Annotated in this window: 22 protein-coding genes; 1 reads left to right on the plus strand and 21 read right to left on the minus strand. The window is 33.9% G+C overall.

What is annotated here, in order from left to right; translation table 11 throughout:
* Nucleotides 1-15: 15 nt before the first annotated feature.
* The 7 genes from resA to SPD89_RS00465 all read right to left on the minus strand — a co-directional run bounded on the left by resA (nt 16) and on the right by SPD89_RS00465 (nt 5,901).
* A complete protein-coding gene (resA, locus tag SPD89_RS00435; RefSeq protein WP_336259973.1) occupies nt 16-582 on the minus strand; it encodes a thiol-disulfide oxidoreductase ResA in 567 nt (188 codons plus the stop codon).
* A 51-nt stretch (nt 583-633) separates the two neighbouring features.
* On the minus strand, nt 634-1,377 hold the full coding sequence (locus SPD89_RS00440) for a pseudouridine synthase (RefSeq protein WP_336259974.1): 744 nt from the start codon (nt 1,375-1,377) through the stop codon (nt 634-636).
* Between the two features lie 210 nt (nt 1,378-1,587).
* Complete coding sequence (locus SPD89_RS00445; RefSeq protein WP_336259975.1) at nt 1,588-2,118, minus strand: spore maturation protein; 531 nt, start codon at nt 2,116-2,118, stop codon at nt 1,588-1,590.
* Nucleotides 2,118-2,708, minus strand: a complete 591-nt coding sequence (locus SPD89_RS00450) for a nucleoside recognition domain-containing protein (RefSeq protein ID WP_336259976.1) — start codon at nt 2,706-2,708, stop codon at nt 2,118-2,120. The genes SPD89_RS00445 and SPD89_RS00450 overlap by 1 nt, the downstream gene beginning before the upstream one ends.
* Nucleotides 2,701-3,816: a D-alanyl-D-alanine carboxypeptidase family protein gene (locus SPD89_RS00455; protein ID WP_336259977.1), complete on the minus strand. Its 1,116-nt coding sequence runs from the start codon at nt 3,814-3,816 to the stop codon at nt 2,701-2,703. Before SPD89_RS00455 ends, SPD89_RS00450 begins: the two co-directional genes overlap by 8 nt.
* Before the next feature lie 782 nt (nt 3,817-4,598).
* Entirely contained in the window at nt 4,599-5,165 is a 567-nt protein-coding gene (gene scpB / locus SPD89_RS00460; RefSeq protein ID WP_336259978.1) for an SMC-Scp complex subunit ScpB, read from the minus strand.
* A 1-nt stretch (nt 5,166) separates the two neighbouring features.
* Nucleotides 5,167-5,901 carry a segregation/condensation protein A gene (locus SPD89_RS00465; protein WP_336259979.1) on the minus strand — a complete coding sequence of 245 codons (735 nt, stop codon included), beginning with the start codon at nt 5,899-5,901 and terminating at the stop codon, nt 5,167-5,169.
* A 143-nt stretch (nt 5,902-6,044) separates the two neighbouring features.
* On the opposite strand from SPD89_RS00465, the gene SPD89_RS00470 reads away from it, so the two are divergent.
* A complete protein-coding gene (locus SPD89_RS00470; RefSeq protein WP_336259980.1) occupies nt 6,045-6,149 on the plus strand; it encodes a YjcZ family sporulation protein in 105 nt (34 codons plus the stop codon).
* A 132-nt stretch (nt 6,150-6,281) separates the two neighbouring features.
* Here the strand turns inward: SPD89_RS00470 and SPD89_RS00475 are convergent, their stop codons facing one another.
* From SPD89_RS00475 to xerD, 14 genes are all read right to left on the minus strand, one after another.
* Entirely contained in the window at nt 6,282-6,656 is a 375-nt protein-coding gene (locus tag SPD89_RS00475) for a GNAT family N-acetyltransferase (protein WP_336259981.1), read from the minus strand.
* A 154-nt stretch (nt 6,657-6,810) separates the two neighbouring features.
* Nucleotides 6,811-7,170 (minus strand): hypothetical protein, encoded by a 360-nt coding sequence (locus SPD89_RS00480; protein WP_336259982.1) that lies wholly within the window; start codon nt 7,168-7,170, stop codon nt 6,811-6,813.
* A gap of 102 nt (nt 7,171-7,272) precedes the next feature.
* Complete coding sequence (locus SPD89_RS00485; protein WP_336259983.1) at nt 7,273-7,704, minus strand: peptidylprolyl isomerase; 432 nt, start codon at nt 7,702-7,704, stop codon at nt 7,273-7,275.
* 109 nt (nt 7,705-7,813) lie between these two features.
* On the minus strand, nt 7,814-9,121 hold the full coding sequence (gene lysA, locus SPD89_RS00490; RefSeq protein ID WP_336259984.1) for a diaminopimelate decarboxylase: 1,308 nt from the start codon (nt 9,119-9,121) through the stop codon (nt 7,814-7,816).
* Between the two features lie 94 nt (nt 9,122-9,215).
* Complete coding sequence (locus tag SPD89_RS00495; RefSeq protein WP_336259985.1) at nt 9,216-10,688, minus strand: spore germination protein; 1,473 nt, start codon at nt 10,686-10,688, stop codon at nt 9,216-9,218.
* A gap of 19 nt (nt 10,689-10,707) precedes the next feature.
* Entirely contained in the window at nt 10,708-11,079 is a 372-nt protein-coding gene (locus SPD89_RS00500) for a stage V sporulation protein AB (RefSeq protein ID WP_336259986.1), read from the minus strand.
* A gap of 34 nt (nt 11,080-11,113) precedes the next feature.
* Complete coding sequence (locus tag SPD89_RS00505) at nt 11,114-11,737, minus strand: stage V sporulation protein AA (RefSeq protein WP_336259987.1); 624 nt, start codon at nt 11,735-11,737, stop codon at nt 11,114-11,116.
* A 109-nt stretch (nt 11,738-11,846) separates the two neighbouring features.
* A complete protein-coding gene (sigF, locus tag SPD89_RS00510; RefSeq protein WP_336259988.1) occupies nt 11,847-12,602 on the minus strand; it encodes an RNA polymerase sporulation sigma factor SigF in 756 nt (251 codons plus the stop codon).
* A gap of 13 nt (nt 12,603-12,615) precedes the next feature.
* On the minus strand, nt 12,616-13,059 hold the full coding sequence (gene spoIIAB, locus SPD89_RS00515; RefSeq protein WP_336259989.1) for an anti-sigma F factor: 444 nt from the start codon (nt 13,057-13,059) through the stop codon (nt 12,616-12,618).
* Entirely contained in the window at nt 13,056-13,409 is a 354-nt protein-coding gene (gene spoIIAA / locus SPD89_RS00520) for an anti-sigma F factor antagonist (RefSeq protein ID WP_336259990.1), read from the minus strand. The genes spoIIAB and spoIIAA overlap by 4 nt, the downstream gene beginning before the upstream one ends.
* Before the next feature lie 102 nt (nt 13,410-13,511).
* Nucleotides 13,512-14,690, minus strand: coding sequence for a D-alanyl-D-alanine carboxypeptidase family protein (locus tag SPD89_RS00525; RefSeq protein WP_336259991.1), 1,179 nt, complete (start codon nt 14,688-14,690; stop codon nt 13,512-13,514).
* A gap of 831 nt (nt 14,691-15,521) precedes the next feature.
* Nucleotides 15,522-16,820, minus strand: a complete 1,299-nt coding sequence (locus SPD89_RS00530; protein ID WP_336259992.1) for a pyrimidine-nucleoside phosphorylase — start codon at nt 16,818-16,820, stop codon at nt 15,522-15,524.
* Between the two features lie 5 nt (nt 16,821-16,825).
* Entirely contained in the window at nt 16,826-18,013 is a 1,188-nt protein-coding gene (gene deoB / locus SPD89_RS00535; protein ID WP_336259993.1) for a phosphopentomutase, read from the minus strand.
* A gap of 24 nt (nt 18,014-18,037) precedes the next feature.
* Nucleotides 18,038-18,931, minus strand: coding sequence for a site-specific tyrosine recombinase XerD (gene xerD / locus SPD89_RS00540; RefSeq protein WP_336259994.1), 894 nt, complete (start codon nt 18,929-18,931; stop codon nt 18,038-18,040).

Below are 18,931 nucleotides of genomic sequence, written 5' to 3' on the forward strand. Positions count from 1 at the left end.
TTAGAATATCAAATACTATGGTTGTATTTCTTTAAAGTGCTCTTCTAACGTATCAAGTGTTAAAGCACCTGCAACTCTCTCTACAATTTCACCTTCTGGATTAATGAAAAAAGTACTAGGTATAGGACCCACACTGTATAAATCCATTACTTCGCTTTTTGTATCGTGAACAACTGGAAAAGTTAAATCGTATTTATCGATAAATTGGTGTATTACTAGTTCACTTGTATCAAGGTTAACTGTAACAATTTCTACATCATCTTTATATTTTGGATACAATTCCTCCATATAAGGCATCTCAGCTTCACATGGTTTGCAATATGTTGCCCAAAAATTCAACATTACACCTTTACCTTCAAAATCACTTAGGCGAATTTTTTCCACGTCATTATTCTTATTTATCTGAACTAACTCAAAATCAGGTGCTTTATCCCCGACTTGATAAATTTCCTTATCTTTATTTAGATTCGTTACTAATGCAAACACGACGGCCGCAAGTAATATTGCTAATACAATCGTTCTAAAAATAAAACGTTTTTTCATTTTATTCTGTTTGTTTTTTCGTGCTTCATCTAGAACCATGTTGATCACTCCCAAAACACATTATAACATTTATTAGATTGTAATATTTGTCTATTGTTTAACATTTTTACTAGCTAGTGTCGTTAATTGATGAATTTCTTGCCTTGTTAAATGTCGATATTTACCTGGCTGTAGCTGATGTACAGTGATTGGGCCGTATTTTTCTCTTTTTAATTTTGTAACAGGATGTCCAATTTGCTCCATCATCCTTCTAATATGTCTGTTTTTCCCTTCATATAGCACTAACTCCAAAACCATTGTTTGTTTTCTTTTATCTACGGAAATAACTTTATAATTAACAGCCTTTAATAAATCGTTTTTATCCTTCACACCTTTTACTAATTGATTTAATGATTCTTTCTTTGGTATACCCTTAATTTTAGCTATATACACTTTCTCAATTTCATGTTTGGGATGCATTAAAAGATGAGCAAAATCACCATCATTGGTTAGTAATAAGACACCGGACGTATTATAATCTAAACGACCGATCGGAAAAATTCGTTCAGGAATACTTTCCATTAAATCAATAACCGTCTCTCTATCTTTATCATCCTTAACTGATGTAATATATCCTCTAGGTTTATATAAAACATAATAGACGAGCTTTTCTTTTTCTAGGGGGATTTCATCAACGGTAATCTCATCTTTTTGAGAAACTTTTGTACCTAATCTTGTAATCACCTTGTTATTGACTTTAACTCTTCCATCAAGTATTAAATCTTCTGCTTTTCTTCGTGAAGTTAGTCCACTCTGTGCAATCACTTTCTGTAACCTTTCAAAATTCGTCATCATATCACCATTTTTTTCCTTTAGTATGTATTATGTATATATTGAGGAAATTCAAACATATATTTATATCTGTTAAGCCTTAATTAATAATAGCACCTAAAAAGAAGGAAGAAAAGTGAAAGAAACCAGCCACTCAAGGAAGAACAGTGATTTAACTTTGAAAACATATAAATAACTTAGCAAACAACAAAAAAGCGTTAAAACTAATTAACGCTAGCCAAACACTAGTTTAACAATTATGATAGAAGCGGAAATACCAACTATATCAGCCAACAGACCAACTTTTAGTGCATATCGCATTTTTTGAATACCTACTGCTCCAAAGTAAATGGTTAAAATATAAAGGGTTGTATCTGTACTTCCTTGCATCGTTGCTGCAAGTCGTCCTATAAATGAATCTGGTCCATAATGTTGGGTTAACTCCGTTGTCATTCCTAAAGCTGCCGTGCCTGAGATTGGACGAATGAGTGCAAGTGGAAGTATCTCAGGTGGTATACCAAACCAAACTAAAAATGGTGTAATTAGTTCTATAAAAGCTTCTAATGCTCCGGAACTTCTGAGTATCGAAATAGAAACAATCATTCCGAGGAGGAAAGGAAGTAAGGAAAATGCCATTTGTATTCCTTCTTTTCCTCCTTCAACAAATAACTCATATGAAGGTAATTTTTTATATGTAGCAACAAGCAACACGATTAAAATAAAACAAGGAATAATATAAGCACTAATTGATGTTAGATAACCCATTACGATCCCTCTTTATCTTTAGAAGTATGATAAAAAAGTCGGTCGAACAGAATTGCGGACAATGTAGCAATAAAGGAAACTATAATTGTCGTACCCACAATTTCTGTCGGTGCCAAGGAATTATATTGCATCCGGATAGCAATTACAGTAGTCGGTATTAATGTTAGACCTGATGTATTTAGGGCTAAGAAAGTAATCATTGACCTAGATGCAACTGGCGAATCGCTTAACTTTTTCATTTCTTCCATCGCTTTTAGCCCCATTGGAGTTGCTGCATTACCAAGGCCAAATAGATTGGCAGTTATGTTTGATACAATATAACCAATTGCTGGATGATCCTTCGGTATTTCTGGGAAAAGTCTATAAATTATCGGTCGAAAAATTTTTGCCAAAATAGTTAAAATTCCAGCTTCTTGAGCAATTTTCATGATCCCTAACCAGAAGACTAAAATACTTATTAACCCTATTGATAGAGTCACAGCTTCGTTTGCACTTTCGAATAAAGCTTTATTTACATCTTCCATTGTCCCATTAAACAAAGCATACACGATACCAATAATAGCCATTAACGCCCAAATTAAATTAACCATCGGAATCAAACCTGATTATATTGTTAAAAGCATGTAGAATTTGTTCCCAAAATGATTCCTTATTAGAAGCGGTGTAATAAACAGGTACTTCTAATATGTTCTCATCATTTATATAATAGATGATTGTCCCCATTTTACTGTCAGAAGGTGCTGATTCACTTGACAAATGTTTAATGAAAGCTTTTTTTCTTAATTCTGTAAGTTCATCTTTCCGAAGCGGGTAGAGTATATCCTCTTTGATTAAGCCAGTTAGGAATGTTTCTTCTGATACAAATGTTCTCTTTCCTTCACTTTCTAATTTCACTAATTTATGTTCATTAAAGCCATATTCAAATAAGGCTGTATGGTCGTTCCAATCATCGGGACCATTTAATGTAACAGCAATCAATGACAATTTCTTATCTGAGGCAGTTGTTACAAGTGTCCGCCCTGCTTTTTTTGTATATCCAGTTTTTCCCCCAGTACAGTGTTCGTAATATTGTGTTAGTAATTTGTTTTTATTTCTCCATTTATATGTCCGATTGTCTGAAAGATAATCTTCTGTTCCGGATATTTTTTTAAATGTTTCGTTTCCTATTGCATATCTCATTAAAATTGCAATATCGTAAGCGGAGGAATAATGCCCATCTTCATCTAATCCATGAGGATTTTTAAAGTTTGTGTTTGTCATACCTAAATACTTAGCTTTTTCATTCATTAGAAAGGCGAAACCTTCTTCACTTCCCCCTATATGTTCGGCAATCGCAACCGCCGCATCATTTCCTGATCTAAGCATAAGACCGTATAGTAAATCTTCTAAAGACATTTTTTCATTTTTTTGTAAATAAATTGATGAACCTTCCGTATGTATCGCATTATTACTAGCTTTCACCTTTTCTTTTAAATCGCCTTGTTCGATAGCAATAATGGCAGTCATTACTTTTGTAATACTTGCGACGGGTTTTCTTTCATGTGCTTGTTTTTCAAATAAAATCCTACCAGAAGTTTCTTCAATCAAGACAGCATTATTTGCTGAAACAGAAATATCTTCCATAGATTGTCCATTTGCAGGGAATAAAAAAAATAATATAAATAATAGAATAGTGGCACGAACAATAAATAGGCGCATAAAATTCCTCCTATCCAGTGGATATAGTCTATTTTATGCGCCAAGCTATCACATATGATTATTTCTTATAGCCCTTTTCGTAATTATAGAGGATGTTCAAAAAGTCCTGTAAAAATGACGCTGCGAATTTCTTCGTTGGCTTGTTTCTCCGCTCCTTGAAAAAGGAAAGCACTTTTTCTGCGTGCTAGAAGCGTTTCCTTGGAAAAGAAGAGCACTTTTCCTGCGTGCCAGATCTTTGCTCATGTATCTAAATGCATACATTCCGCTACTCGAAACTGCTCCGCCTCGAACTTCTTGGTCCTTTTTATCCTCCTTTTTTGAACACGCACTTATAGTTACTCTTATTAATAGTTGAAGGAAACTGTGCAGTAGTGAAAATTTTACTACTAACGAAATGTAGACAAGTTACAAAGTGGAATACCGCTGCGGAAATGCACTGCGCTTTCCGTGGGCGGCTGATGAGCCCCTTCGTGCTACGCACTCGTGTCTCACCTAGGCCTATCCTCCCACAGGAGTCTCCGTGTATTTCCTTCGCTGGAAGGATACATGTTTTTCCAACTAGCGTAAGCAGAATACGTAGACTCCTGCGGGAACAGCAAACGGTTTTCGATGTGACGAACGATAGTGGCAGTCCCACGTGTCCGAAGACCCCGCAGCGGTATTTACATCGCAACTTTGTTTGATATTTACAAAGAAAATTACTCAAGTTACGTCACAGTTTATGGAACTAGCGGATTAACAATTATGTTTTAAATTAATTTTTTTATATAATCCATCATTTCTTACCGGTTAAAAAATAAATCCGCTTCTTGTTCAATCACACTTTTATCAATTTCATCTGGCAATGGCGGCAGATCATTGATCGAAGAAAGTCCAAAATAAGTTAAAAATTCTTTCGTAGTTCCGAATAGTTTGGGACGACCTATACCTTCTTTCCTTCCTACACATTCAACCAGAGATCTAGCCAGTAGTGTTTGCACAGCATAATCACTATTTACTCCTCTAATTTCTTCAATTTCTACCCTTGTAATTGGTTGTTTATAAGCAATTATCGCTAATGTTTCTAATACTGCTTGCGACATTCTAGTAGAGCGTGGACTTTGTAGGAGTTTCTTATAATATTCATTATGTTCTGGCTTCGTAGTTAAATGAAAAACTTCATTTGATTGGATAATTGTTATCCCACGGTTTTCATGTTCATAATCAAATTGTAATTCTTCTATTAAATGTTGCACTGTTTCCTCGGCAACTTCTATAACTTTCGCAATTTGTTTAATCGTAATTCCTTCGTCTCCACTTGCAAAAAGTAATCCTTCCGTAATTCCTTTATATTTTATTTCTTTAACCACTTTATGCCTCCAATCTGCTAATAATAATAGGCTGAAAGTGTTTTTCTTGTTTACACTGTATCTGACGATCTTTGATCAATTGTAATATAGCTAAAAAAGTTGTTACTATATGAGTTCTATTTGGAAATGGGAATAGTTGATCAAACTGAATAGGTTTATTGGTTTGTTTTATTTTTAATAAAATTTGATCCATACGTTCTTCAATTGATATTTCCATTCTGCTTACTTTTGTATCTAATGGTGCATACCAGTGCTTACGTTCAAAAACCTTGTTTAATGCCTTCAACAAATCATAAATGGAAACATCTCCTTTTTCATTTGTTTCATTATTAATAACATCTTTATCAAACTGAAACGGTGAACGAGTATAAAGTTGATTTTCTTCTAATTCCTTTTCTTGTAGATCTTCAGCCGCTTGTTTATACTTTCTATATTCGATTAGTCTATTTATTAATTCCTCCCTGGGATCTTCTTCATACTCATCTTCTGAAATTACCTCTTTTTTAGGTAATAGCATCGCACTTTTAATTTCAAGGAGAGTAGCTGCCATTACTAAATATTCACTTGCGATGTTTAACTCTATTTTTTGCATCGTATTTACATATTCCATATATTGTTCCGTAATTTCTGCAACCGGTATATCATAAATATCAATTTCAAGTTCATTTACTAAATGCAATAATAAGTCTAGAGGACCTTCAAACGCATCTAATTTAACTTCATAAGTACCGTTCATTCGTTTATCCTCTTTCCTTTTCATATGTATAATTACAATTATAAAACATTTTAGCATATATGCCTATACATCAAGACTCTTATCCTCATACGTTATTACTGTAAGAACATTAAAAAACCCAAATTTTTAAAGGAGGAGTAATAATGGGTCACTATGAAGGCGGTTATGGCCGTGGCTACGGTTGGGGATTTGCGTTAATCGTTGTATTGTTTATTCTTCTCATCATTGTTGGTGCAGCTTGGTTATAAAATAACTATCTTCAGTAAGGGAAAATTTCCCTTACTGAAGATTCACCAATTATTTATAAACATTTTACCTAAGCATTTATCAACAAAGTTGAAAAAACCAGCCTTCATGGCTGGTTAAAATTTATTATCAATTCATTCTTCGGCATCCTCATTCGATTTGCTTGCACATTTTTGAAAGAACTGCTGTGTTAAATCATTTGCACAGACATCATATTTTTCACCATATAATGATTGAATCTCATCAATCATTTTTTTACCAATGCCAATATTACGATAAGATGGATTGACTGAGATATGCTGGATAACCACATTTAATTCATCCTCAATAGTTAAACCGATCGCCCCAACTACATCGTCCTCCTCTTTCCATAAATACAGATGCCAGTTTGAGTTTGTTTCATATTCTTTCATCGTTTGCTGTAAATGTTTTACATCTTTCTCTACCGGCATGAAAGAAAGCAGTCCCATCGCAATCTTTTCATGGTTTTTTTTATAGCGAATTAACATAAGAACCCCTCATTAACTTAAGTTTATATAAATCAATTTGTTCTTTCCATTATATATTTCTCTATAATTTTTGTGAATTATATTACATAAAATAAACAATCTATCCGAAAAATTACCGATCTGTTTTCCTAAAATTATACTTAGACAGTTCGATTTATTTTCGAAACAATATTTTACATATAGTATACCCATCAGATTCCTTTTGTCCAATCTTTAATGGTAATATATTAATAAATACAAGCCATCCATTAAACAAAAAAGATATATATATAATACTGGACGGAATAAAAGCATAATAGATCATATAAAGTATTCCTGCAAGAATCCCACTAAATCCCGGACCTAAAATGGAGATGATCATTTTTTCTTGCTTAGTAAATGGTTCATCACGAAAAGTGGAAGTTAAACTATTAATGATAAATAACCTTCTAATTACAATTTGAATACCTTTAATATAACCTTTAAAGACTATTTTTCCAGTCCCAATTGTTATGTTAATCTTAGATGCATGCATTAATTTAGCTCCAACAGCATGCCCAATTTCATGTAATAATAAACTAACTGGCGCTATAAAAAATAATAAAAATAAAAAGGTAAATAGATCCGGAAACATTGCTTACGAATTAACAGTTATTTCTTCGATAACATCTCCATTTTGCATACTTTTAGCATGCTCAACTCCACTTGTTACTTGGCCAAATACTGTGTGAACACCATCTAGATGAGGTTGGGATTCATGAACAATAAAAAACTGACAACTTCCCGTATCTTTTCCAGCGTGCGCCATCGATAAGGCTCCTTCCACATGTGTATGTGGGTTTCCTTCGGTTTCACACTTAATTGTATATCCTGCATTTCCAGTTCCGTTCCCTACAGGGCAACCTCCTTGGCTCACAAAACCAGGTATTACACGGTGAAAGGTTAATCCATTATAAAAACCTTCATTTGCTAGCTTTTCAAAGTTTTCCACAGTTTTAGGTGCTGCATCCTCATATAGTTCAAATTCAATTTTATTTCCATTATTCATTAAAATATGTCCTGTTTTCATTGCTTGGTCTCCTTTTCATTCTTTCGACGAATATATACATAAATATATTTCTTTGAAACACCATTTTACACTACATCGTTTGATTCTTCCATAAAAGTCTGTGAAATATTTACAGATACGATAAATCATTTTTAATAATATCGTTAACCGTTTCTCGTTTTACAACCAATTTTGACTGTCCATTTTCTACAAACACCACTGCCGGTTTTCTGAATCCATTATAATTACTTGCCATGGAGAACCCATAGGCTCCAGTCGAAAAAACTGCTAAAATATCATTCTGATCAATTTCCGGTACTTTTAAATCCCAAATTAACATATCACCAGATTCGCAACATTTTCCTGAAATCGATACTTCTTTCGTGGCTAATTGATTTGCTTTATTTGCAATGACCGCTTCATATTTCGCTCCATATAATGCAGGGCGGATATTATCTGCCATTCCACCATCAACTGAAACATAATTTCTTACATCTGGAATCTCTTTCATTGATCCAACTGTATATAAAGATATACCAGCATTGCCTACAATTGAACGCCCTGGTTCAATCCAAATTTCAGGCATAGGAATGTCTAATGTTTCCACTTTATTATTCACTGAATTTACAATTTCCGTCACATATTCTTCATGTGGGAGAGGTTCATCTTCTTGAGTATATCGTATACCGAATCCACCGCCAAAATTCATTATTTCAGGTGTAAAACCATATTCCTCATTCCATGTTTCTATCAGTTGGAAAAGTAAATCAACTGCTAAAGTAAAACTTCTCGTGTTAAAAATTTGTGAACCTATGTGCGAATGTAACCCTTTTAATTTAATTGTTGGATGGCTAAAAAGTCGTTCAAAAGCTCGCTTTGCTTGACCGTTTTGCAAATTAAAACCGAATTTGGAATCTTCATTCCCCGTCATAATATATTGATGCGTTTCCGATTCAATTCCAGGTGTCACACGAATCAAGACATCTATTTCTTTTTCATATTTTTCCAACAATTCTTCCAACAGTTCAATCTCATAAAAATTGTCAATGATAATACAACCTATATTATTCTCGATTGCCATTGTTAACTCGGCTCTGCTTTTATTATTACCATGAAAATGAATTCTTTCAACCGGGAATTTTGCTTTAAGTGCAGTGTATAATTCTCCCTCTGAAACAACATCTAAACTTAACCCCTCATCCGCTATTACTTGCATAATCGCGATAGAAGAAAATGCTTTACTGGCATACGTTACTTGTGCCTTTACATTTAATTTTTTAAATGTGTTCACAAATGTACGGCAGTTCTCTCTAATTTTTTCAACATCATAAACATAAAGAGGAGTGCCGTAATCATTTGCAAGATCAACCGTATCTAACTGTCCAATTTCTAAATGCCCTTTTTCATTTACTGAAAAAGCATGATTTTGAAGTATCATCTACATCCTCCGCAATATTGTTCTGTTACTGTATTTACTAATAAGATAAAAATAATGTATCATATTGACAAAGAAAACAAAAGAATATTCACTTTTATTCACCTTGTCTTACTCTATCTTTTGGATGAACAATACTCGGACGATTATGAATGAAAGGAATTGGTACTCTTAAAATAAATCTAATAAGCGCCGGCAAATTAAACGGTAATAACGGCCAGAAGTACGGTGTTTTCAATGCTTTTAAATTAACCAAGAATAAAATTGTTATCGTAAATCCGATTAAGAATCCATTTAATCCGAAAAAAGCTGTCATCAAAATTAAAAATAAAGATACCATTTTATTGGCAACACTTAATTCATAACTTGGAGTCACATAAGATCCTATTGTACTGATTGCAACATATAAAATAACTTCTGGACTAAATAATCCAACATCTATTGCAATATCTCCAATCAATACCGCTGCAATTAATCCAAGCGCTGTTGCGAGTGGAGTTGGCGTATGTACCGCAGCCATTCGTAGAAACTCTACCCCCACAACAGCTAATAAGATTTGAATTGTGATTGGAATATTCCCTTGCTCTTTAGGGCCAATAAATGACAACGCCTTCGGAAGTAAACTTGGCTCTAAAACGATTAATAACCAAAATGGTAGTAAGAACAATGAACTGATAACCGCTAGTATGCGTACCCACCTAGTAAAGGTTCCAATAGCTGGGGTTTGTCTATACTCTTCAGCATGTTCTAAATGATCAAAAAAAGTAGTAGGTATAATAATTACACTAGGTGATGTATCGACGGTTAATACAATGTATCCTGAAAGAATATGGTGCCCGGCAACATCTGGGCGCTCTGTATAACGGACTACCGGAAACGGATTCCAACTATATTCTACAAATAACTCTGTTAATGCCTTGTCCGCCATAACCAAATTATCAATATCGATGCCTTGAATTTTTTCTTTAACCATTTTAACAAAATCATCGTTTGCTACATCAATTAAATAACTTAAGCAAATATCAGTTTTTGAACGTTTACCTACTCTTAGCATTTCGTTTCGTAATCGTTTGTCTCGAATTCTTCTACGAATCAGACCAGTATTTTCGACAACATTTTCTGTGAAGCCATCTCGTGCCCCTCGAATAACACGTTCTGTATCAGGCTCCTCCGGTTGCCTACCAGGATATTTCCGAATATCGACGATAAATGCGTCTCTTTCTCCATCTACAAAAATCACAAATAACCCTGATAATAACTGATCCGTTACTTCATCTATTTTATTTACTTGTTCAACTTGCTGATTGACGATTCTATTTTTGATAATGTCATATATTTTATCATCTTCTTTTTCATTATCATTTACTTCTACAAGCTGCCTTAAAATGTGGACGATGGTCATATCATCGACAAGACCATTAACATAATATAGCTGAATCTGTCGATCCAAAATAGTTATTTCACGGAAACTAACATCATAAGAAATATTTGCTCCCACTTCATATTTCATATATTTTTCATTAATTTTCAGGTCCTTAGAAACGTAATTCATTTTTTTTACGTCACTCATTGATTTGACACCAACCTTATTATCTCATTAAAACTAACCACTGAAACATGGAGCCGCTAATCTTGCCTAAAACAATGGCAAATAGTAAAATAACCATATATTTTTCAAGACCTAACCGCTTAGAGAGCAGTGGAAAAACATTTAAAATTTCAACAAGTGCTGCTGCAAGCATACCGTTAAAGATACCGTGGATTGCTCCCCAAATTAGTAATATTAATACAGGTTGTTCCCACGTTATTTGTGTAAATGATAAATATGTACCAAACAAAGTTCCAAGTATGATCGTACCGCCATATACATTAACTAGGCGAACGGTTCTTGAAATTTGTATTAAGCGAGGAATGACGCCTAAAACTGTTAGAATCGCAACAAAAGCTCCACCGACTACCACACCACTTGAAAAGCCGATAATTATCTCGAATAGTTTAATAATAACGATCGTCCTTGTTTAATTCGTTTTCATGAAATGTAATATAATTATCAAGGTCTTTTTGATAATTGAAAATTTCTACCTCAAGGGGACTCGGCTCTTCATTAAATCGTTTTTTAAACCATTTATTTAAGAATAAAATCATCCCTATCCCTAATCCAATAGAGTAAGGAATTTGAATCCATAAAGGAGATTGTTTCTTTTCCCCAGTAAATAAATAATGTATTTTTTGTTGTACTTCTTGCATACTGACATCATAGTGAAAGTTTATAATCGTCATAGCAGTTCCCACAAATAATACTATCCAAACAAATGAAATTAATATAACTGAAGGTCGTGATTTTTCTTCAGTTACATGTACAATTGTTTCGTTCAATCCTAACAATTGAAATTCTAGATCAGGGAATAACTGATTTAAATGTTTAATAATAATAAAGCTATCAATAATTACATAGTCATTATCTTTTTCTGTTATTTGATAAATAGGTATATTTTCTAGCTGTTCTTTCTCAGGGCTAGTAGTTGTAATGAAAGCAACATCTTTTAATCTAAGTTTTGTAGAGGGGTTAGTCGAAATTTTTTTCTTTAGTCGAATATAAATAATATTTGTCACAGTCATACAAACAACTCCTTTCTACCTGAACTCGTAAGATATATGTAGTATGTGTCAGTTGACTTTTCATATACAAAAAAACCTTCATTCTTAAACGAACGAAGGTTGTAAAAAATTACCGATTTATTTTTTCTTTCATTTCTTCTAAAATTTTCTTTTCTAATCTGGATACTTGTACTTGTGATATTCCTAAGCGTTTTGCTACTTGCGACTGCGTTTTATCTTTATAATACCGTAAGTAAACAATTAATCTTTCCCTTTCCGTCAAGCTTCTTATCGCTTCTTCAAGGGTAAGTTTATCAAACCATTGTTTATCATCATCTGCAATTTGATCTAATAAAGTTATTGGTTCTCCACCATTTTCATAAACTGTTTCATGAATCGAATGGGGATATTTTATTGCATCTTGTGCTTGCGCTACTTCCTCCGGTGTAATATCCAAAGCTTCAGCAACTTCTTGAACGGTTGGAGAACGATTAAGTTGTTTTGTAAGTTCTTCCTTAGCAATTCTGATTTTATTTCCTAACTCTTTTATAGAACGACTGACTTTAATTGTACCATCGTCGCGAATAAATCGTTGAATTTCCCCAATGATCATTGGTACAGCATACGTGGAAAAACGAACTTCGTAAGATAAATCAAATTTATCTATTGATTTAATTAATCCGATACTACCGATTTGAAAGAGATCTTCTGGATCATAACCTCTATTTAAAAATCGTTGTACTACAGACCAAACTAAACGAACATTTTTCTCAACTAGTAAATCTCTTGCTTTTTTGTCCCCTTCTTGACTTTTCAGAATCAACTCTCTTACTTGTTCATTTGATAACATTTCTTTGTCATTATTGTGTTTCACATTTACATTCATTATATTCACCTAATTAATGACAAACTGTTTTCGTTTTAGTTAATTGCTTTTTCATAATGACTGTAGTTCCATGTCCTTTTTCGGAGATTATTTCCAAAGAGTCCATAAAACTTTCCATAATTGTAAAGCCCATACCGGATCGTTCTAAATGTGGTTTTGAAGTATATAATGGTTCTTTTACTTCATAAATATTTTCAATTCCGACACCTTCATCCATAATCATAATTTCAAGTTCATTTTCATGTTGAATCATACATTTTATTTTTACATGACGATCGGACTCATTGTTATACCCATGTATAATTGCATTGGTCACTGCTTCAGATACAACAGTTTTGATTTCAGTTAATTCATCCATCGTTGGATCTAGCTGTGTAACAAATGCACCAACCGTCGCTCTTGCAAATGCTTCATTTCTACTGACACTTAAAAAGGTTAACTCCATTTCATTTTTCACGATGCCACCCCCAAAGAATCTAGAGCATATTGCTCATTTTCGGCTAAACGAATAATTTTTAATAAACCGGACATTTCAAATATACGTTTTATTGATGGATTAATGGAACATACGACCAACTCACCACCTAATTGGACAATTTCCTTGTAACGTCCAAGTAAAACACCAATTCCTGAACTATCCATAAACGTAACATCTTTTAAATTCAATATTACATGTTTTACATCTTCCTGATTCAATTTTTTTTGCCAAGCTTCTCTTAATTTTACCGCTTCATGATGATCTAGTTCTCCACTTAAACGAACAACTAATACATTTTCCTTCACTGTAAAGCTTGATGTTAAACTCACTTGTTTTTCAGCCTCCTCAAATGGTTCGTAATTCAATTGTTCGCTATCGCAAAACTAAATTCCTTCATTTTGACAAAACTATTAAAATTTCTATATATTTATCTACATTCCGTTATATTTTGCTATATTTTTTATCGATCGTTTCCATAGATCAAAATAGCTTGCCAATTCAACATTTTCTTCAACAATTAAAGGGGATTCAACTACCGTTTCATTTTCCTTTTTAACAATTAAAGTTCCAACCTGTTCTCCGATCTCGATTGGAGGGGAGATATTTTTATTCATTTTTACTTCGGTTGTAAATGGAGCATCTTTTTCACCTTTTTTGTGTAACATACTAACCTGTTCACTTGTTTTTACATCATATTTGAGTTTTTTTGACTGAACATGACGTAAACTAGCGACATTTTCACCTTGATCAAACAACTTTTCTGATTCATAGTGATTAAAAGCATAATCAATTAAATTCATTGTCACTGCATTTCTACTTTTAGCTGTATCTGCTCCCATTACTACTGCAACGACTCTCATATCATCTTTCTTTGCAGTAGCTGTTAAACAAAACTTTGCCTCACTAGTATAACCTGTTTTTAAACCATCCACATATGGATAAAATCGAACTAATTTATTTGTATTAACGAGCCAAAATTCATTTTCTTCTCCTTTACGTAAATAGTCTTCGTAAATGGAAGTATATTTTACAATATCTTCATATTTTAATAACTCTTTTGCAATTATTGCCATATCATAAGCTGTCGAATAGTGATCTGCTGCGGGTAGTCCAGATGAATTTTGAAATTTTGTATTTTCGAGATTTAATTCTTTCACTTTTTCATTCATCAATTCAACAAATGCTTCCTCTGTCCCTGCAATTCGTTCAGCAAGTGCGACACTCGCATCATTTCCAGAAGCAATCGCTACAGCTTTAATCAAGTCTTCTACTGACATTTGCTCTCCTTCTGCCAAAAACACTTGAGATCCTCCCATAGAGGAAGCTCGTTCACTTACTGTCACCATTTCATCTAGTGATAGTTTCTCTTGTTTAATTGCTTCCATAACTAATAGCATGGTCATTACTTTGGTCATGCTTGCGGGGGGTAATTTTTCGTGAACATTTTTTTCATACAGTATTGTTCCTGAGTCCCTATCTAAAAGTATTGAAGCCTTTGCATCTTCCGATAAATCTAAATCATCTTGTTTTTTTTCCTCTCCGAATATAGGATTAGCCAAGAAAAAAGACATAAAAATAGCCATCCCGATGATATATGTATATCTTTTCATCTGTTTCCCTCCATCTTTTCATATATACATAGGATGACCATTTTTTACCTTATTTATAACTTTTAATCAGAATAAATATAGTTTTCTTAAATTCTAATTTTTTTCGTATGTTTTCTTGTTTTTCTAATTTACAGTTGAAGAATACTGTTGAGTAGTAAAAATTTGTAAATTAGTAACAGCTTCGTTGATTTCCATCGTAGAAAACAAAGCTACAAAGCTGAATACCGCTACGGAAATACACTACGCTTTCCACGGGCGGCTGATGAGCCTCCTCGTCGCTTCGCTCCTACGTAGTCTCACCTAGGCCTTTCCTCCCGTAGGAGTCTCCGTGTATTTCCTTCGCTGGAAGGATGCATGTTTTTCCAACTAGCGTAGGCAGAATACGTAGACTCCTGCGGGAACAGCAAACGGTTTTCGATGGGACGAACGATAGTGGCAGTCCCACGTGTCCGAAGACCCCGCAGCGGTAATTTAATGATGGCCGACTAAAAGCGTCCTTTGCGGACAACGTCGGCATACCCCTTGTCGGGGCAAGGAAGTGAGCAAACAGTTATTGTATTTCCGTAGCGGTATTCACATCGCAACTTTGTTTGATATTTACAAAGAAAATTACTCAAGTTACTGCACAGTTTATGGATTTTGTGAAATAAATAATAAGTCTTTTAATGGGTCGAATACAAAAAGTCCTAAGTCTTTTCGAAGGAACTAGTTGTGTGGCTTTCAACTTTTACAAATAACGAAATAATAATATAAAGGATCACTTAATACTATTGAAATACCCCCTATAAATTTTAAGGGGGTCTGGAACTTTTACATAAAAGGTAATTGTGTTTATATAATTGTTTCTAGAATTAATTGATCATTTACTTTTGCGTTGCCAATTTCAAAACTAGTATCTAACATTCTTTTAATTTGAGAAATATCTTTCTCATTGGAATGAATAGTAAATAATACGTCACCTTTTTTTACTTCATCCCCAAGTTTTTTATGTACCTCAATACCGACGGCAAGATCGATAACGGAGTCTTTTGTTTGTCTTCCAGCACCTAGCATCATAGCGGCTCTTCCTATTTGATCTGCAATAAGCCTTGTAATAAGTCCAGTTTCTTTTGAATAAATCGGTATTTGATTATGAGCTTGTGGTAACAGAGAAGAGTCTTGAACGATGTGCTCGTCACCACCCTGGGACTTTATAAATGTCTGAAATACATGTATAGCTTTACCTGACTGAATATTTTCAAATAATATTTCTTTTGCCTCTGCAGTTGTTTTAGCCTTATTTGCTAAAACAACCATATGACTTCCAAGTTCAATTGAAAGTTCTGTTAAATCCTTTGGTCCCTGTCCTTTCAGTGTTTTAATCGCCTCTTTTATTTCGAGCGCATTTCCAATTGCAAAGCCGAGTGGTTGTTCCATGTTTGAAATGATAGCAACTGTTTTCTTCCCTACTCGTTTACCGATTTCAACCATATTTTCAGCTAATTTAATTGCATCTTCTTTGGTTTTCATAAATGCTCCTGAACCAGTTTTAACATCAAGCACAATCGCATCAGCGCCGGAAGCAATTTTTTTACTCATGATGGAACTGGAAATAAGTGGAATTGAATTTACTGTTGCCGTTACATCTCTTAAGCTATATAGTAGTTTATCTGCAGGAGCTAGATTATCTGATTGCCCGATGATTGCTAAATGATTTTTATTTACAAGTTCGACAAACTGATCATTCGTTATTTCAACATGGAAACCAGGAATCGATTCTAATTTATCGATCGTTCCTCCTGTATGTCCTAACCCTCTCCCACTCATTTTTGGTACAACGACACCCGCTGAAGCGACTAATGGTGCCAAAATAAGCGTAGTTGTATCTCCAACACCACCAGTTGAATGTTTATCAACTTTTATCCCTTCGATACGAGATAGATCTACTGTTTTACCGCTGTTAACAATTGCCATTGTAAGTGCAGCACTTTCTTCATTTGTCATACCCTTAAAATATATTGCCATTAATAATGCACTCATTTGATAATCGGGAATCGTACCATTCGTATAGTTTTCAATGATAAAGTTAATTTCCACTGTCGATAATTCAAAACCATCTCGTTTTTTTTCGATTACATCATACATTCGCAAAGTAATCACCTATTTTCATTTATTTGCGCTAAAAAACTTTCTCCGTATTTTGGTGGAGTCACGTTAAAATTATCAGCTATTGTTGCGCCAACATCGGCAAATGTTTGACGAATGGATAAAGCCTTCCCTAATTTAATTTCTTTATGATAAACTAGTAATGGCACAAATTCACGTGTATGATCAGTTCCGTGATGTGTTGGATCATTCCCGTGGTCAGCTGTTATCATAAGTAAATCGTCGGAATCGAGCAGATTAATTATAGAATCCAATTTACGATCAAACTGTTCTAGTGCTTTTCCATATCCAATTGGATCGCGTCTGTGTCCATATAGTGCATCGAAATCAACTAAATTAATAAAGCAAAGTCCATGGAAACTTGTTTGAACAGTTTGGTATAGCTTTTCCATTCCATCATCATTACTTTTTGTTCGAACTGCTTTTGTAATCCCTTCTCCATCAAAGATATCAGAAATTTTACCTAAAGAAATTACATCGTAATTTGCATCCTTCAACTCATCCATTACCGTTCTGTCAAAAGGTTTTAATGCATAATCATGTCTGTTCGCTGTTCTAGTAAAGTTTCCTACTTCTCCTACAAACGGTCTTGCAATAACTCTACCAACTAAATATCTTTCATCCATCGTTAATTCACGTGCAACTTCACAAATTTCATATAATTCCTCAAGTGATACAACTTCTTCATGAGCAGCAATTTGTAAAACAGAATCTGCGGAAGTGTACACAATTAACGCACCAGTTTCCAGATGTTCCTTCCCTAATTCCTCTATAATTGCTGTTCCAGATGCAGGCTTATTTCCAATAATTTTTCTTCCAGTTCTTTCTTCTAAGTTATTGATTAATTCTTCAGGAAATCCATTTGGAAATGTTTGAAACGGTTGTTTAATATTTAGCCCCATTAATTCCCAATGCCCGGTCATCGTATCTTTTCCAGCTGATACTTCTTGCATTTTTGTATAATATGCTAAAGGTTCTTCTACGGCTTTAATACCTTCGAATTCTTTAATGTTTCCTAACCCGAGCTTTTCTAAATTCGGTAAATGAATTCCACCCATGTATTTAGCAATATTACCTAATGTATCTGCTCCAACATCATTATATTTCCGAGCATCTGGAGCTTGTCCAATTCCTACTGAGTCTAATACAATTAAAAAAATTCGTTTGAATGATGTCATACTATCCGCCCTTCTTCTCCCTGTTTAAGCTCTTGGATGAAACTGTTCATACATATCTTTGAGTCGCGTTTTGGAAATATGGGTATATATTTGTGTAGTTGAAATATCAGCATGTCCAAGCATTTCTTGTACGGAACGTAAATCTGCTCCATTTTCTAATAAATGTGTTGCAAACGAATGACGCAGCGTATGAGGTGTGATCTCTTTTGTAATTCCTGTTTCTTGTACGACTGTTTTTAATATTTTCCAAAACCCTTGCCTTGAAAGAGGTTTTCCGTGATGATTTACAAATAAAATTGTTTCAGATTGATTTCTCTTTATCAGTTGATCTCTCGCATGGTTAAGATAATCTTCAAGGGCATTTTTTGCTACATCTCCGACAGGAATTATCCGCTCCTTATTTCCTTTACCCATACATCGTACAAATCCCATTGATAAATGAAGATCTGTCTTCTTTAATTTTACTAATTCAGAAACTCTAAGCCCTGTCGCATAAAGCAATTCAAGCATAGCTTTATTTCGAACTCTAAGTGGAGTTGTCCCCTTTATCGCTAGTAATTTATCAATCTCTTCCGAAGTTAAAATTTGGGGAAATAAACGATCCAATTTGGGAGTCTCTATGTGCAAACTAGCATCTATGTCCACGATTCTATCTCGTACCAAAAACTGATGAAAAGCACGAATGGAAGAAATCATCCTTGCAATTGTTGCAGTCGATTTTCCATTCTCTTTTAAAGAATACAAAAATTGAACAATGTCCGTCCGTTTGATTTGTTTCCAATCAGTTATTTCTTTTTTTTCTTTTGCAAATAATACGTATTGATTAAGATCACGTCGGTAAGATATTATTGTATTTTCTGCAAGACCACGCTCAATTTGTAAAAAATGAAAAAAATCTTCTACTGCATCTTTTAGCAT

The organism is Pseudogracilibacillus sp. SO30301A (genome assembly GCF_037072025.1).
Lineage (GTDB): Bacteria > Bacillota > Bacilli > Bacillales > Amphibacillaceae > Pseudogracilibacillus.

Coding starts and splice junctions, on each gene's coding strand:
- SPD89_RS00475 (WP_336259981.1), bottom strand. CDS start 6,656: ATGTTAATTCGCTATAAAAAAAACCATGAAAAGATTGCGATGGGACTG.
- SPD89_RS00450 (WP_336259976.1), bottom strand. CDS start 2,708: ATGGTTAATTTAATTTGGGCGTTAATGGCTATTATTGGTATCGTGTAT.
- sigF (WP_336259988.1), bottom strand. CDS start 12,602: ATGAATGTAAATGTGAAACACAATAATGACAAAGAAATGTTATCAAAT.
- SPD89_RS00495 (WP_336259985.1), bottom strand. CDS start 10,688: ATGAGTGACGTAAAAAAAATGAATTACGTTTCTAAGGACCTGAAAATT.
- SPD89_RS00470 (WP_336259980.1), top strand. CDS start 6,045: ATGGGTCACTATGAAGGCGGTTATGGCCGTGGCTACGGTTGGGGATTT.
- resA (WP_336259973.1), bottom strand. CDS start 582: ATGGTTCTAGATGAAGCACGAAAAAACAAACAGAATAAAATGAAAAAA.
- SPD89_RS00455 (WP_336259977.1), bottom strand. CDS start 3,816: ATGCGCCTATTTATTGTTCGTGCCACTATTCTATTATTTATATTATTT.
- xerD (WP_336259994.1), bottom strand. CDS start 18,931: ATGCTAAAAGATGCAGTAGAAGATTTTTTTCATTTTTTACAAATTGAG.
- SPD89_RS00525 (WP_336259991.1), bottom strand. CDS start 14,690: ATGAAAAGATATACATATATCATCGGGATGGCTATTTTTATGTCTTTT.
- SPD89_RS00505 (WP_336259987.1), bottom strand. CDS start 11,737: ATGACTGTGACAAATATTATTTATATTCGACTAAAGAAAAAAATTTCG.
- deoB (WP_336259993.1), bottom strand. CDS start 18,013: ATGACATCATTCAAACGAATTTTTTTAATTGTATTAGACTCAGTAGGA.
- SPD89_RS00440 (WP_336259974.1), bottom strand. CDS start 1,377: ATGATGACGAATTTTGAAAGGTTACAGAAAGTGATTGCACAGAGTGGA.
- lysA (WP_336259984.1), bottom strand. CDS start 9,121: ATGATACTTCAAAATCATGCTTTTTCAGTAAATGAAAAAGGGCATTTA.
- SPD89_RS00485 (WP_336259983.1), bottom strand. CDS start 7,704: ATGAAAACAGGACATATTTTAATGAATAATGGAAATAAAATTGAATTT.
- SPD89_RS00465 (WP_336259979.1), bottom strand. CDS start 5,901: ATGAACGGTACTTATGAAGTTAAATTAGATGCGTTTGAAGGTCCTCTA.
- SPD89_RS00480 (WP_336259982.1), bottom strand. CDS start 7,170: ATGCATGCATCTAAGATTAACATAACAATTGGGACTGGAAAAATAGTC.
- SPD89_RS00445 (WP_336259975.1), bottom strand. CDS start 2,118: ATGGGTTATCTAACATCAATTAGTGCTTATATTATTCCTTGTTTTATT.